Source organism: Collinsella sp. CLA-ER-H6 (assembly GCF_040092305.1).
In the GTDB taxonomy this organism is placed as follows: domain Bacteria; phylum Actinomycetota; class Coriobacteriia; order Coriobacteriales; family Coriobacteriaceae; genus Collinsella.
The window spans coordinates 24,906-39,008 of the sequence record NZ_JBBNLS010000002.1 but is presented as its reverse complement, the minus strand read 5'-3'; the positions used below and the strand labels follow the sequence as shown (position 1 = coordinate 39,008).

At 61.0% G+C, this 14,103-nt stretch carries 11 protein-coding genes; 10 read left to right on the top strand and 1 reads right to left on the bottom strand.

Annotated elements, in window-relative coordinates; translation table 11 throughout:
- The first annotated feature begins 92 nt into the window (after positions 1 to 92).
- From AAAX77_RS00970 to AAAX77_RS00960, 3 genes are all read left to right on the top strand, one after another.
- Entirely contained in the window at positions 93 to 806 is a 714-nt protein-coding gene (locus tag AAAX77_RS00970; RefSeq protein ID WP_349104324.1) for an ABC transporter ATP-binding protein, read from the top strand.
- 8 nt (positions 807 to 814) lie between these two features.
- A complete protein-coding gene (locus AAAX77_RS00965) occupies positions 815 to 3,481 on the top strand; it encodes an FtsX-like permease family protein (protein WP_349104322.1) in 2,667 nt (888 codons plus the stop codon).
- A gap of 109 nt (positions 3,482 to 3,590) precedes the next feature.
- Positions 3,591 to 4,796, top strand: a complete 1,206-nt coding sequence (locus AAAX77_RS00960; protein WP_148332909.1) for a DUF362 domain-containing protein — start codon at positions 3,591 to 3,593, stop codon at positions 4,794 to 4,796.
- Positions 4,797 to 4,960: 164 nt separating this feature from the next.
- Here the strand turns inward: AAAX77_RS00960 and AAAX77_RS00955 are convergent, their stop codons facing one another.
- Entirely contained in the window at positions 4,961 to 5,926 is a 966-nt protein-coding gene (locus AAAX77_RS00955) for an alpha/beta hydrolase (RefSeq protein ID WP_349104319.1), read from the bottom strand.
- Between the two features lie 186 nt (positions 5,927 to 6,112).
- Between AAAX77_RS00955 and AAAX77_RS00950 the strand changes: the two genes are divergently transcribed.
- From AAAX77_RS00950 to AAAX77_RS00920, 7 genes are all read left to right on the top strand, one after another.
- Positions 6,113 to 6,796, top strand: a complete 684-nt coding sequence (locus AAAX77_RS00950) for a hemolysin III family protein (protein ID WP_172674639.1) — start codon at positions 6,113 to 6,115, stop codon at positions 6,794 to 6,796.
- Positions 6,797 to 6,904: 108 nt separating this feature from the next.
- Positions 6,905 to 8,278, top strand: coding sequence for a hemolysin family protein (locus AAAX77_RS00945; RefSeq protein WP_349104317.1), 1,374 nt, complete (start codon positions 6,905 to 6,907; stop codon positions 8,276 to 8,278).
- Between the two features lie 24 nt (positions 8,279 to 8,302).
- The gene (locus tag AAAX77_RS00940; RefSeq protein ID WP_233504106.1) at positions 8,303 to 9,136 is read left to right on the top strand and encodes a hypothetical protein; all 834 of its coding nucleotides are present in this window, start codon (positions 8,303 to 8,305) and stop codon (positions 9,134 to 9,136) included.
- Positions 9,137 to 9,272: 136 nt separating this feature from the next.
- On the top strand, positions 9,273 to 9,662 hold the full coding sequence (locus AAAX77_RS00935) for a YtxH domain-containing protein (protein WP_035136593.1): 390 nt from the start codon (positions 9,273 to 9,275) through the stop codon (positions 9,660 to 9,662).
- Positions 9,662 to 10,417, top strand: coding sequence for a hypothetical protein (locus AAAX77_RS00930; protein ID WP_006235736.1), 756 nt, complete (start codon positions 9,662 to 9,664; stop codon positions 10,415 to 10,417). The genes AAAX77_RS00935 and AAAX77_RS00930 overlap by 1 nt, the downstream gene beginning before the upstream one ends.
- A 72-nt stretch (positions 10,418 to 10,489) precedes the next feature.
- Entirely contained in the window at positions 10,490 to 11,896 is a 1,407-nt protein-coding gene (locus tag AAAX77_RS00925) for a polysaccharide deacetylase family protein (protein ID WP_349104315.1), read from the top strand.
- Positions 11,897 to 12,224: 328 nt separating this feature from the next.
- The gene (locus AAAX77_RS00920; RefSeq protein ID WP_349104313.1) at positions 12,225 to 14,069 is read left to right on the top strand and encodes a CBS domain-containing protein; all 1,845 of its coding nucleotides are present in this window, start codon (positions 12,225 to 12,227) and stop codon (positions 14,067 to 14,069) included.
- Positions 14,070 to 14,103: the final 34 nt, after the last annotated feature.

Genomic DNA, 14,103 nt, shown 5'->3' with positions numbered 1-14,103 from the left:
CTGAAATAAAATCCAGGCCTCGTTCCAAAATAGTTCGCCAAGGTTTACTATTACGTTCATAAAGTAGTACAAGGCTAACAATGGGGGATGCCATGGCAACGCGGGAAGCCTACGTCCAGGTTAAGGATCTCAAAAAGCACTACGGCGACGGTGATGCGCGCCTGACGGTACTCGATGGCATCGACACGTCCATCAACCGCGGCGAGATCTGCGTCATGCTGGGGCCTTCGGGTTCGGGCAAGTCCACGTTTCTTAACCTGATCGGCGGCCTGGAGGATGCCGACGCCGGCTCCATCATGGTGGACGGCTGCGACCTCACGGTGCTCAAGCCCGCCGACCTGGGTGAGTACCGCCGCCGCGAGCTGGGCTTTGTCTTTCAGTTCTACAACCTGGTGCCCGACCTCACCATCAAGGAAAACATTGAGGTCACGGCGCACCTGTCCAAAAACCCGCTCAATGTCGACGACCTGCTGCGTTCGCTGGGCCTCTACGAGCACCGCAACAAGTTCCCGCGTCAGGTTTCGGGCGGCCAACAGCAGCGCTGCGCCATCGGCCGCGCGCTCGTCAAAAACCCGGGTCTGCTGCTGTGCGACGAGCCCACGGGCGCGCTCGACTATAAGACGTCCAAGGAAATCTTGCAGCTCATGGAGGATGTCAATCACGAGTACGGCTGCACCATCATCATCGTCACGCACAACGCCGCCATCGCCCGCATGGCCAACCGCGTGCTGCGCCTGCGCGACGGACGCATCGTCGAGGATGAGCTCAACGAGTCGCCCGTCGCGGCCGCCGAGCTCGATTGGTAGGCGGCGCCATGACACCTCTCACAAAACGTCTCCCGCGCGAGCTGCGCCGCAATATCGGCAAGTACCTGGGCATCTTTCTTCTTATGTGCGGAAGCATCGCCCTCACCTCGGGCTTTTTGCTCGCGGCCCACTCCATCGGTTGCCTTATCGACGACATGCGCGATGCGTGCACGATCGAGGACGGCCGCGTGACCACCTCCTTCGAGGCCACCAAAGACCAGCTCAAGGCTGCCGAGGACGCGGCCGGCGATGTCGGCGGCGTCACGCTCTACAAGAATTTCTCCATCGACGCCATCATCAAAAAGACCGCCGGCGACGACGGCACCAAGCGCACGCTGCGCACCTATGCGCACCGCACCAAGGTCGATATCGCGTCCTACCGTGAGGGCAGGGAACCCAAGGCGGACGATGAGGTGGCAATCGACCGTGTCTTCGCCACCAACAACGACCTCGCCGTGGGCGATAAGGTCGAGCTTGAGGGCCGCACCTACACCATCTGCGGCATCATGACCCAGCCCGATAGCCAGGCGCTGTTCCTCAACAATTCGGACTTTACGGTGAACACCATCACCTATGGTGTTGCCGAGGTCACCGACGCCGGCTTTGCCGCGCTCGAGGATGCCGGCGGCGCGCCTGACTACACCTACTCCTTCACCTTTGCCGATCGCGATCTCTCCACTGCAGACCGCATCGATGCCGAGCAGGATATGGTCGAGGCGCTGACCGATGCCGACGCACGCGTGGATGACCTCATCGACGCCGATTCCAACCAGGGCATTGGCTATGCGCGCGACGACGTGGACGGCGACTCCACGATGTGGATGACGCTGCTCGACATCATCATCGTGATCATGGCGTTTGTCTTTGTGGTGCTCACCGACGCCACCATCGAGGAGGAGAGCGCCATCATCGGCACGCTGCTCGCCAGCGGCTATCGTCGACGCGAGATCGTGCTGCACTACCTGGCACTTCCCGCCATCGTGGGCGTGGTCGCGGCGCTTTTGGGCACTGCGCTCGGCGTTGTGTTCTTTACCGAGCCCATGCGCAGCCTCTATTACGGGTCATACAGCCTGCCGCCCTTCCAGGTGTACTGGAGCTGGGAGATCTTTGTGAAGTGCGCCGTGGTTCCCGCCGCCGCGCTCATCCTCATCACGCTGGTGGGTCTGCTTCGCAAGATGGGCAAGACGCCGTTGCAGTTTCTTCGTCACGAAGCGAGCGGCAAGTCGGGTACCAAGCGTGGCCTGCAGCTGCCGGAGCGCATGGGCTTTGTTTCCCGCTTCCGCCTGCGTATCTTCCTGCGCAATCTGGGCAACTTCGCCACGCTCTTCGTGGGCATTGCATTTGCGTCGCTGCTGCTGCTCTTTGGCCTGGCGATTCTGCCCACGATGACGCACTACGCGGATAACCTCGAGACGAGCCTGGTCGCCGAGTACCAGTACACGCTCAAGGCGCCGCTGGAGCTTGAGGGCACCGCCGAGGAACGTGAGCAGTGGTCGGCACTCGAGCGCTTGCAGTCGGTGGACGGCGCGCTGCTTTCCGCCGCTCAGGATGCCGATGACGAGCTTGACGACGCGGCCGATGCGGCGCAGGCGGCAGCCGATGCCGCGACCGCATCTCCGTCTGCCGAGAGCCTGACCGCAGCGCAGGATGCGCTTGCCAAGGTCCAGGACAAGAAGGATGCGCTTTATGCGCGCCTCGATGACCTTGCCGACGCTCTCGGCTGCGACCGCGATGAGACTATCGACCTGATCGGCAAGGCCTCTAAGATCGACACTGACAACGACGATATCCACCCGGTCAATACGACCGATAACGGCGCGGGCGCAATCGCACAGGCCGAGAAATACGCCGTTTACCAGCTGCAATACGACCGCGGCGATGGAAATGGCGAGGAGACGATTTCCGTCTACGGCATTTCATCCGATTCGCGCTATTGGAAAGACCTCAACGTCGGCAACGGACGCGTCGTCTTTGGCGGTGGCTTGCTCGACAAGTTTGGCTGGAGCGAGGGTCAGAAGGTTAAGCTTCGCGACAAGTACGAGGGCAAGAATTATTCCTTTGAGTACGTGGGCAAGGACTGCGTTTGGGGCTCTAAGTCGGATATGAATGTCTATATGAGCATCGACGACTTTAACGAGCTGTTCGGCAACGACGCCGCCTACTTTAACGGCTATGTGAGCGACGAGAAGCTCAACCTCGATGCTCGTTACTTTGCCGGCGACACCACGCCCGACGACATGCGTGCCGTGGGCGACCAGTTCATCGGCATGATGAGCAAAATGATTGGCATGATGGTCGGGCTCGCGGTGTTCATCTTTCTGCTGTTTATGTACCTGCTGACCAAGGCTGTGATCGACCACAGCGCCCGTTCGATTAGCTACATGAAGGTCTTTGGCTATCGCGATGGCGAGATCTCGCATCTGTACATCCGCTCGATCACGCTGTGCGTGGCGGCGTCGCTCGTGCTGAGCCTGCCCGTGATCATCGGCTCGCTCACGGCCATCTTCCGCTCGATGCTGCTCGCCTACAACGGCAATATCGAGATCTACGTGCCCGCTTGGTCCATGGCGGCGTGCGCAGGAATCGGCTTTGCGACCTACCTGGTCGTGGCGCTGCTGCACATGCGTTCCATCAAACGTGTGGGCCTGGCCGAGGCGCTCAAAGTCCAAGAGTAGTCGTTTAAGAACGTCCCCAATGACTAGGTTCCGTACTTGACTTTAACTCTGCTTTAACTGGTACCATCCTCTATGTCTGTAACGCCATATAGACCGAGGGGATAGATCTATGACCGCAACTGCACCCGCAGCACCCGCTAAGGTGTACTTCACCAACCTGCGCACGCATGCTCGCGAGAGCCAGCTCGACAAGCTCAAGCGCCTCATCCGTCACGCCGGTATTGAGCAGATCGACTTTGAGAACAAGTTCGTCGCCATTAAGATTCACTTTGGCGAGCTGGGCAACCTGAGCTTTTTGCGCCCCAACTACGCTCGCGCCGTCGCCGACGTGGTGAAGGAGCTGGGCGGCAAGCCCTTCCTCACCGACTGCAACACGCTCTATGTCGGTAGCCGCAAAAACGCGCTCGAGCACATCGACACCGCCTACCAGAACGGCTTTACCCCGTATGCCACGGGTTGCCAGATCATCATCGCCGACGGCCTCAAGGGCACCGACGAGGCGCTCGTCCCGGTCGAGGGCGGCGAGTACGTGCACGAGGCCAAGATCGGTCAGGCGCTCATGGATGCCGATATCGTGATCAGCCTCACCCACTTTAAGGGCCATGAGCAGGCCGGTTTTGGCGGCGCCATGAAGAACCTGGGCATGGGAGGCGGCAGCCGTGCCGGCAAGATGGAGCAGCATGCCGCCGGCAAGCCGAACGTCGCGACCGAGCACTGCGTTGGCTGCCATGCCTGCGAAAAGATCTGTGCGCACAACGCCATCTCGTTTGACGATACCCGCGAGCGCGAGCTTGCCAACGGCAACACTCGCACGGTGCACGTGGCTGCCATCGACCACGATCGCTGCGTGGGCTGCGGACGCTGCATTGCGGCATGCAACCAGGACTGCATCAAGCCCGGCTATGAGGCCGCGGCCGACGTGCTCAACTGCAAGATCGCCGAGTATACGAAGGCCGTCGTCGACGGCCGCCCGAGCTTCCACATCTCGCTTGCCATGGACATCAGCCCCAACTGCGATTGCCATCCCGAAAACGACACGCCTATCGTCAACGATATCGGCATGTTCGCGAGCTTCGACCCGGTCGCCATTGACCAGGCCTGCGCCGATGCCGTCATGGCATCCGAGCCGCTGCCCAACACCGAGCTCACCGATAGCGCGGCCAAGATGGAGCACAACCACGAGTATCTGGAGGGCGAGCAGGCCAAGGATCCCTTCTGCATCACGCATCCCGACACCGACTGGCGCGTGTGCATCGCGCACGCCGAGAAGATTGGCCTGGGCACGAGCGAGTATGAGCTCATCGAGGTCAAGTAGCGCCTAGCTATTGGACAAAATAAGCGCCTTTGTAGCGTTAGTTGAGCAAAAGCCGCACGTGAGCACAGCGCTCACGGGCGGCTTTTTGGAAGTGCGGCGAAAAATCGAATCCCGCCGACCACAAACCGTTTTTTGGCAACAAAACCCCAGACGTTGCTTTTTGCCTAAAAATACTCGTCGAGGAAGTTGTCGACCGTGTTCCAGTAGAGTTCGGGGTCGACCTGCGCGCTCTTGGCGTGGGTGGCGCCATGGATGGTGAGCTTTTGCTTGACCTTGCTGGCGCACGCGTCGTAGTTTTGGTCGAGCATGTCGTACGGCACAAAGGTGTCCTGGTCGCCGTGGATAAACAGCATGGGAACCGTCGCGTGTTTGAGTTGCTCCACGCTGCTCGCCTTATGAAAGTCGTAGCCCGCGCGCACGTTGCACACCAAGTTTGCTACATCGAGCAAGGGAAAGCTGGGCAGGCCGAACACGTCCTTGAGCTGCAGGGAAAACTCGTCCCAAACACTCGTATAACCGCAGTCCTCGATAATGCATTTCACGTTTGCGGGCAGAGACTCCCCCGCGACGTTCATGGCGGTTGCCGCACCCATCGACTCGCCAAAGACCAGGATGCGCGCCTCGGGGTCAGCCTGAACGATTTGCTCGATCCACGCGACGATATCGAGGCGCTCGGGCCAGCCCATGCCGATATAGTCGCCGCCGGAGCGCTCGTGGGCACGGGCGGCGGGCGCGAGTATGTTCATGCCGCGGTCGTGGAATCGCTTGACGTATCGGGCCATACCGATGGGCTCGTTGGTATATCCATGCAGACAGACGGCGTAGTCGTGCGTGCTCTCCGACGCAGCAAAATACCAGGCGGCAAGCTCGGTCCCGTCGTCCGCGGTGAGGCTCCTGCTCTCGCGGTTCTCTTTAAACCATGCCCGCGCCTCGGTATCCTCGGCATCCGGCTGCTCACCTTCTTTGTCGTTCTTGCTATCCTGCATCATCTTCATGGTGTATGGCGCGCGGGGATTCAGCGCGAAGTCAAACAGAAAGTTGCCGGCAAATCCGAGCAGCGCAACGACAACCACCAGTGCAACGATGCCGGCTATCTTGAGCTTTCGATGGGAACGTGCGTTTTGAGCCATGCGGTATTCTCCTATAAGATGTTAATACATCAACATTTAATGCAAGCGCATTATGGACGTTCGCCGTTGATGCGTCAACAGACAAAGAATGGGTAAACAAAGGGTCACGTATGGTGCAAATTTCGCACGTACCTAGACGCTTTGATATAGTGTTGAGAACTCTTTACGTTGGAGGATGTAACCGGCATGTCCGATTCGAGCGACAGTTCTAAGCCGCGACCCAAGACCGCGGCCGTTCCACACTACACGGTGGGTGAGGAGATCATGAACTCCGTCACCCATGGTGTCGGCTGCCTGCTGGGTATCGCGGGCCTGGTGCTCCTGATCGTATTCGCCGCCCTGCGCGGCGGAGGCCCGGCCCACATGGCCGCGGCAATTGTCTACGGCGTCAGCATTATCCTCGAATACCTAGCCTCCACGCTCTACCACGCGATTCAGCCCGCGCGCGCCAAGCGCGTGTTTCGCATCATCGACCACAGCTGCATCTACCTGCTCATTGCGGGCAGCTATACGCCGTTTTGCCTCATCACGCTCGCAAACGACGGCGGCGCTGTGCTGTTCTTTGCCGTATGGGCCATCGCCATTATCGGCATCGCCCTCGAGTGCTTTATGCGCGAGCGCCAGCCGCATTGGGTAAGCGGCCTGGTCTATCTGCTGATGGGCTGGCTCGTTGTCTTTAAGCTGCCCGAGCTCGTGGCGCTGCTCAACCCCGTGGCACTTGCCCTGCTCGCCGTCGGCGGCGTGTGCTACACCGCGGGCGTGCCGTTCTATATCGCCAAAAACGTGCGCTATCTGCACAGCGTGTTTCACCTGTGGGTGCTCGCCGGCAGCATCTTCCAGTTCATGGCGGTGATCCTCTTCGTAATCTAGCGACCACGCCAGCGCCCGTGCCCCCGCTCGGTCGCCAGTGCAATTGCCGTATCCGCCACCAACGTTTTAATCCGACGTCCCGAATCTTGGAGGTTCGAGAAACTCCCGATGGACATAACCATCTCCCTTATCACCACCCTCGTTTTGACCCTCATCAACGGCTACTTCTCTATGTCAGAGATGGCGCTCACCACGGCCAAGCGCGCCGTGCTGGAGCACGAGGCCGAGGAAGGTGACAAGCGCGCCGAGCGTGCCATTAAGCTGGCTGCCGACTCCGACCAGCTGCTCGCCACCATCCAGGTCGCCATCACGCTCGTGGGCTTCGCCTCGTCCGCCGTCGCCTCGACGAGTCTGTCCGACCCGCTCGCCACGTGGCTCATGAATTTTGGCATCGCGCCGCTCTCCGCCATCGCGCGCGGCCTGGCGCCGGTCATCATCACCGTCGCGGTCGCCTTCGTGTCCATCGTGATTGGCGAGCTTGTGCCCAAGCGCATTGGTCTGGCCAATGCCGAGGGCGTATCCAAGCAGGTCGTGGGACCGTTGTCGTTTTTCCAAAAGATCGCCCGTCCGCTCGTGTGGCTGACCGGCGCCTGCTCCGATGGCCTGGCCCGCATCCTACGCATCAAGAGCGCCGACGACCGCCAAAACGTCTCGGAAGAAGAGATCAAGTACATGGTCTCGGAGCAGGACGACCTGCTCGACGAGGAAAAGCGCATGATCCACGAGATCTTCGACCTAGGCGACACCGTTGCCCGCGAGGTCATGGTGCCGCGCGTGGACACCACCATGTGCGAGGACGACGAGACGGTCGCCGACGTGCTGTCCACCATGCGCCAGACCGGCTTCAGCCGCATCCCCGTCTATCACGAGGATCCCGACAACGTCGCCGGCATCGCGCACATCAAGGACCTGATCCAACCCGCGCTCGACGGCAAGGGTGACCAGCCCATCGCCGGTTTTTTGCGCGACGCCACCTTTGTGCCCGACACCAAGGATATCCTGCCGCTGCTGTCCGAGATGCAGACCTCGCACGACCAGATCGTGGTGGTTGTGGACGAGTACGGCGGCACGGCCGGCATCATCACCATCGAGGACATCGTCGAGGAGATCGTCGGCGAGATCGAGGACGAGTTCGACCCCGACAACAAGTATCTCACGCGCCTTTCGCGCCGCGAGTGGCTCGTTGATGGGCGTTTTTCGTGCGATGACGCGATTGAGCTTGGTTGGCCGCTTGAGGAAAGCGATGATTATGAGACCATCGCCGGCTGGATTTTGGAGCTTTGCGACTCGGTGCCCGACATCGGAGAGGTGTTTGAGGTTGCGGGGTACAAGTTTAAAGTGCAGTCGATGCGTGGCCAGCGCATCTCGCTCATTCGCGTGATTGCTCCGGCCGAAACCGATAAAAAGGATTCCGAGTCTTCGGTAGACGAGCCGACGACGTCGGGTGCGGGTTCCGCGAATCCGCACGACGGCGACGAGTAGGACAAGGAAGAGTAGGGGAGAGTTATGGCAGGCCTGTTCAACATCCTTAAGGTCACCGTCAGCGAGGACAAGATCTGCGCGCACGTGCTGGTGAACCCCGGCATGCCGCTCATGACCTCGGAGGATATCGAGGCTACGGCGCGCGTGTATTACCTGGTGCCGGCGATTGCCAAGCACCTGTGCCTGGGTGATTCCGGTCGCGAGTTCCAGGACTGCATGGGCCAGACCGAGCTTTGCCATCTGCTTGAGCATGTGACGGTCGAGCTCATGAACGAGACCGGTCTTGCCGGCAGCATCTCGTGCGGCCGCACGCGCGTAAGCGAGCACGACGAGCGCGTCTTTGAGGTTGAGCTTTCGTGCCCCGACGACGCGCTGGCCATCGGTGCGCTGTCTTCGGCCACCTTTATGATGGACTGGGCCTATCTGCACGCCGACCAGCCTGCCCCCGACGTGGAGGGCACGGTCGCGGGCCTGCGCAATCTGGTGCTGGGCATGCGCGCCGAGGCCGAGGGCAAGGATCCTCACGAGGCCGTCGCCGCTGCGAACGGCGAAGATGCTGCCGAGGACGAGGGCGCTGACGAGGGCGATGTGCCGGTCGACGCCGAGCCCGTTGCCGATGCGACCGCCGAGCCCGTTCCCACCGAGCCCCAGGGCGTCCCCAACTTTGACGACGAGCCCCAGGTGGCGATTGATACCGAGGGCGCGGTTGCCGAGAACCACGAGGCCTCCGCTGCCGTCTTTGGCGGTGCGGCGACGGTTCCGGCAGGACCTGCGCATGAGGGCGGTCTGCCGCTCGTGGACGGCGCCGGCGAGGATCCGGGTGCCACGGTGGCCATGCCGGCTATGCCCCAGGAGTAGGCCTACGCGTTTATCACCATCACGTACCTGCGCCTTTGCCGTACGCAGATGAGCGGAGCGGCAAGTGATGCGCTGCGGGTATAATGGACAGCATTCAAACGGTGGGCACCGACGTGCCCGCAGGAGAGGAATGATCATGGGTAAGACTTTCAGCTTTGTCTCCGGCGCACTTTTTGGTGCCGCTGCCGGCGCTATTGTCGGCGTTGCTCTGGCCCCGCGTTCGGGCGCCGAGACCCGCGCCATGGCTGCCGATATCGCCAACGACGCCTGGGACAATATGCGCGACACCTACGAGCACAGCGCCGAGGAGGCCCGTGCTGCGGTGAATGACTTTGGCCCGATGGTCGACGCCAAGACCGACGACCTGCGCGCCAAGGTCGACCTGGCCCGCGAGCGCATGGACCAGCTGCGCGAGCAGCTCAACGACGCCATTTCGGGCGGCAACGTGACGCCTGCCGCCGACGTCGTGGTCGAGAACGCCGTCGAGGCTGATACCGAGGCTGCGGAGCCCTCGACCGAGGCATAATGCGCGCCGGGGATTTTGTCGGCGCCAAGATCTATCGCAAGCCTACCGAGGACAAGCGCACCAAAAAGGACGGCACACCGCGCAGCCCTAAAAAGCTCGGAAAGATTCACTTTCCGGTCTTTACCCCGGGCGGTACGCGCGTGGTCGGCTTTATGGTCCGCCAGTCCGATATCGCGGGCATGATCGAGCGTCCCGACCGATTCGTAGCGCTCGACGCCATTGGTGTCTACGAGGGCGCCATTGCGGTCGATGACGTCAAGGACACGTACGATGCCGCCGCTGCCAAGCGCCTCGACATCAACCTGGACGATTGCATCATCTGGGTCGGTATGGACGTGCGCACGGAATCAGGCGACGTCGTGGGCTATTGCTCGGACGTTGAGTTCAAGCCACGCTCGGGCATCGTGCAGGCATTCTATGTGACCGCCGGTGCTGCTTCGAGTGTTTTGGTTGGTGACACGCAGGTGCCGCCGACGATGCTGCGCGGCTATGCGGACGGCGCGATGATTGTTTCGGACGAGGTCAAGTCGCTCGGGTATTCGGGCGGCGCCGCCGCAAAGGCTGCCGAGGCAAGCGTCGTGGTGGGCGATAAGGTCAAGAAGGGCGCCAAGGTGCTCGATGACAAGGGATCGGTTGCCGTGGACAAAGGCAGTCGCGCACTGGGCAAGCAGCTCGGCAAGACGCGCGGCATGTTCAAGGCCTTTAAGGACGAATACCAAAAGGCGAGCGGAGGCTCGTCAAAAGCTACAAAATAGCGACGTACCAAATGATGGGAGGCAAGCCGGAGACCTGTTGCTCCGGCTTGCTGTGTTTATGGGGGAGGGCACATGCGCCAAAACGGATCCAACTTAAACGGGCGTTCGGGTGCGCGTCCGACGGCGCGCCGCGATCTGGGGCAGCTGCCCAGCGGTCAGCGCAAGCGTCACCGTAAGCCCGGCGCGATGTATCTCAACCATAGCCGCGGCTTTAGCGACCGCAGCGCTCGCATCGGCAACAACCGTACGCCCCGTCGTTCGTCTCGCCTGCCCTATGCGCTCATCGCCGTGGGTTGCGCACTCGTGCTGTTTATCGCTGCCGTCGTGGGCTACGTCAACCGCAGCGTGGACGTGGAGCTCAACGGCCAGAAGACCGCAGTGCGCGTGGGCTCTACGCTGCAGAATCTCATCGACGAACAGGATTTGACTGGCACCTACGACGCAGGCGACCTGCTGGCCGTCGATGACAGCGTGCTCAAGCGCCATGGGGGCGAAAAGCTGTCGGTGAAGGTCGACGGCAAGCGCGTGAAGCAGGGCAAATGGGATAGCCGCGAACTTGAGGGTGGCGAGAAGGTGACGGTCAAGGATGGCCGTAACATCTACGAGAAGCACGAGGTTCAGGCTACGGTTATCGAGCCCAAGCTCAAGGTCGAGGGCACGGGCGCTATCGAGTATGTGCAGACGTGGGGTGTCCAGGGCCGCTCCGAGGTGTGGGTTGGTGAGCAGTCGGGCAAGACGCAAGACCGCGGCGAGGTTGTGCCCGCCACCGATTGCGTTGTTGCGTGCGCCAGCGTGGCGCCCAAGGGCAACAAAAAGTACGTGGCGCTGACGTTTGACGAGGGTCCGAGCGGCGCCACCAAACAGATCTTGCAGGTGCTCAAGGAAAAGGGCGTCACCGCGACGTTCTTCCTTTCGGGCGATGCGGCCGAGGCCTCGCCTGCCACGGCCAAGGCGATTGTCGATGCCGGGTGCGAGATCGGATCCAACAGCTACAGCGACGATTCGCTCAAGGGTCAGGACCCTGAGGCGGTACGCGAACAGATCACGAAAGGCACCGATGCGATTAAGTCGGCGACCGGCGTGAAGACGATGCTGCTGCGTGCTCCCTACGCTGCCTTTGACGAGCAAAACTGGATTGATGCGATGGACCTGGTCTCCGCCGTGGTCTCGTGGAATATTGACTCGGGCGACTGGCTGCTCAACGGTGTCGACGAGCAGGTCTCGACGGTGCTCGATTCGGTGACGCCGGGCAATATCGTGCTGCTCACCGATAGAGACGAATGCGCCGAGCAGACGCTCGAGGCGCTGCCGCAGATTATCGACGGCCTCATTGCCGACGGCTACAAGATCGTGACGCTCAGCGACCTGGTCAAGACGGACACGGCATTGAGCAAAAAGCTCACCTCGCTGACGAAGGTCACCATGCCCAAAGACGCCGTGTTCCCCCAACTTGCCGAGGACGAAGATACCACAGAGTAGTCATTGGGTAGTCATTTAAGAACGTCCCCAATGACTATGTCACGGATGCGTCAGCGTTTGGTATGCCTGCAATGTGCAGCGCATAAATTCGATGCCGCAGGGCGATGCTGATGCTATAGTTACTGCGGTTAATGAGGGTCAAGAGAAAGGTTACAGGTGAAATCCAAACCTCGACCATACAGTCGATGACCCCATGCAGGTGCTTTTTGCGCATGCACGGGGTGTAAGCGTCGAGCGGCGTGCCGCCCGCGCATGCGTATACATATCCAGAAGCCCCCGGACGTCGCACATGCGGCCGCGTCCGGAGGAATAATGATGGGGAGCACCATTGAATTATCTGAGTGAGATGCTCAAATTGCCGGTCTTGGACGTCGATGGAGAAAAGCTCGGCGTGGTGAACGATTTTGGTATTGCTACCGGCGAAGTTTTTCCGCACGTGACGTCGCTCGCGTTCCGCGGTCCCGGCAAGACGCCGTTTATGATCAGCTGGCGCAAATGGGTCGACCGTATCGACGAGACGGGTGTACACCTTAAGACGTCGGCCACCGAAATCCGTTTTTCGTACCTGCAGCCGACCGAACTCTTACTCGCCCGCGACGTGCTTAACAAGCAAATTGTCGACACGCAGGGCATGAAGGTCGTGCGCGTAAACGACATCAAGTTTTCCATGTCGGGCGAAAACCAGCTGCGCCTGCTGGGCGCCGAAGTGGGCGCCCGCGGTCTGCTGCGCGCGATCAGCCCCACACTCGAGCATGTCGTCGAGGGCTTTATGAAGCACCTGGGCAAGCCGCTCAGCGAGGACATTATCGCCTGGTCTTACATGGACCTGCTCGATCGCTCGACTAAGAACATCCAGCTCTCGGTGTCGCACAAGACGCTTGGCGAGCTGCACCCTGCCGACATTGCCGACATCATCGAGCAGCTCGACCCGCGCCTGCGTGCGCAGGTGTTCGCGCAGCTCGACACCGCCCAGGCCGCCGAGGCCATCTCGGAGTTCGATGATGACGAGCTCATGACCGAGATGCTCGAGGGCCTGTCCGATACGGACGCATCGTCGATGCTGGCCATGATGGACCCGGACGACGCCGCCGACCTGATCGACGAGCTCGATTACGAGAAGGCCGAGAAGCTCCTGCGCCTGATGGGCGTCAAGGAGGAGAAGGCGATTCGTAACCTGCTGGGCTATGAGGACAACACCGCCGGCCGCATCATGACCTCGGAGTTTGTCTCGCTGCCCGCCACGGCGACGGTCGGCGATGCCATCGAGGCGATTCGCAAACTCGATGAGGACTTCGAGAGTGTCTATTACGTCTATACCGAGGATCCGAGCGGCATGCTCACCGGCGTGCTCTCGCTTCGCACGTTGATCGTGGCCGACCGCGATGCCACGCTGGGCCAGCTCGCCTATCGCGACCTGGTCTACGTGTCGCCCGACGAGGACCAGGAAGACGTGACGGACGAGATGACCAAGTACGACCTGGTTGCCATCCCTGTCTGCGACGAGAACCGTCATATCCTGGGCATCGTGACCTTCGACGACGCCATGGACGTTATCGCCGAGGAGCATCAGGAGGACCTGCAGATCGCCGGTGTCGGCTCGGGCGATAGCGCGTCGGACGACTCGACGAACGTGCTCAGCTGGTTCGTGCATCGTCAGTACTGGGTCGTCGTGTGGGGCATCGCCTCGTGCATTATGGCGACGGTGCTGGGGACGGCGCTGGGCTCCGCGCATCTGGTGGTGTTCCCCATGTGCGCCATGCCGCTCGTGCTGCTGGCGGCCTCGCGCATGGTGTCGTTCGTCAAGAACTACTTCCTCGAGTACGACGGTCACGACGACGAGCCCAAACCGTACCTGGGATTCTTCTTCCAGAGCACGGGTATGGGTCTGATCCTTTCGCTTGTTACTTACCTGTGCGCGCAGCTGGTGCGCACTGCCGCGTTCCTCGATGCCCCTATGTTTGAGGAGCAGCTCTTTACCGGCTGCTTTAACATCGCGGCCATCATCTGCCTGGTGGGCAACATGAGCGCCGTGATTTACCTGATGGTGCTGTTCTGGCGCGATGAGCACGACCTCAATACGTCGGGTACCGCCATGAACGTCATCGCCGTCATGATCTCGTGTGTGGCGTACTGCATCGCCGCGGTGCTGCTCACCATGTCGGTCATGGGGTAGGTGGTCGCGTGCAAAATACGAAGCAAAAGCCGAG

Bases quoted from the DNA above. Each gene is read 5' to 3' on its own strand.
- AAAX77_RS00925 (WP_349104315.1), top strand. From the start codon at position 10,490: ATGCGCCAAAACGGATCCAACTTAAACGGGCGTTCGGGTGCGCGTCCG.
- AAAX77_RS00945 (WP_349104317.1), top strand. From the start codon at position 6,905: ATGGACATAACCATCTCCCTTATCACCACCCTCGTTTTGACCCTCATC.
- AAAX77_RS00965 (WP_349104322.1), top strand. From the start codon at position 815: ATGACACCTCTCACAAAACGTCTCCCGCGCGAGCTGCGCCGCAATATC.
- AAAX77_RS00940 (WP_233504106.1), top strand. From the start codon at position 8,303: ATGGCAGGCCTGTTCAACATCCTTAAGGTCACCGTCAGCGAGGACAAG.
- AAAX77_RS00955 (WP_349104319.1), bottom strand. From the start codon at position 5,926: ATGGCTCAAAACGCACGTTCCCATCGAAAGCTCAAGATAGCCGGCATC.
- AAAX77_RS00960 (WP_148332909.1), top strand. From the start codon at position 3,591: ATGACCGCAACTGCACCCGCAGCACCCGCTAAGGTGTACTTCACCAAC.
- AAAX77_RS00935 (WP_035136593.1), top strand. From the start codon at position 9,273: ATGGGTAAGACTTTCAGCTTTGTCTCCGGCGCACTTTTTGGTGCCGCT.
- AAAX77_RS00930 (WP_006235736.1), top strand. From the start codon at position 9,662: ATGCGCGCCGGGGATTTTGTCGGCGCCAAGATCTATCGCAAGCCTACC.
- AAAX77_RS00970 (WP_349104324.1), top strand. From the start codon at position 93: ATGGCAACGCGGGAAGCCTACGTCCAGGTTAAGGATCTCAAAAAGCAC.
- AAAX77_RS00950 (WP_172674639.1), top strand. From the start codon at position 6,113: ATGTCCGATTCGAGCGACAGTTCTAAGCCGCGACCCAAGACCGCGGCC.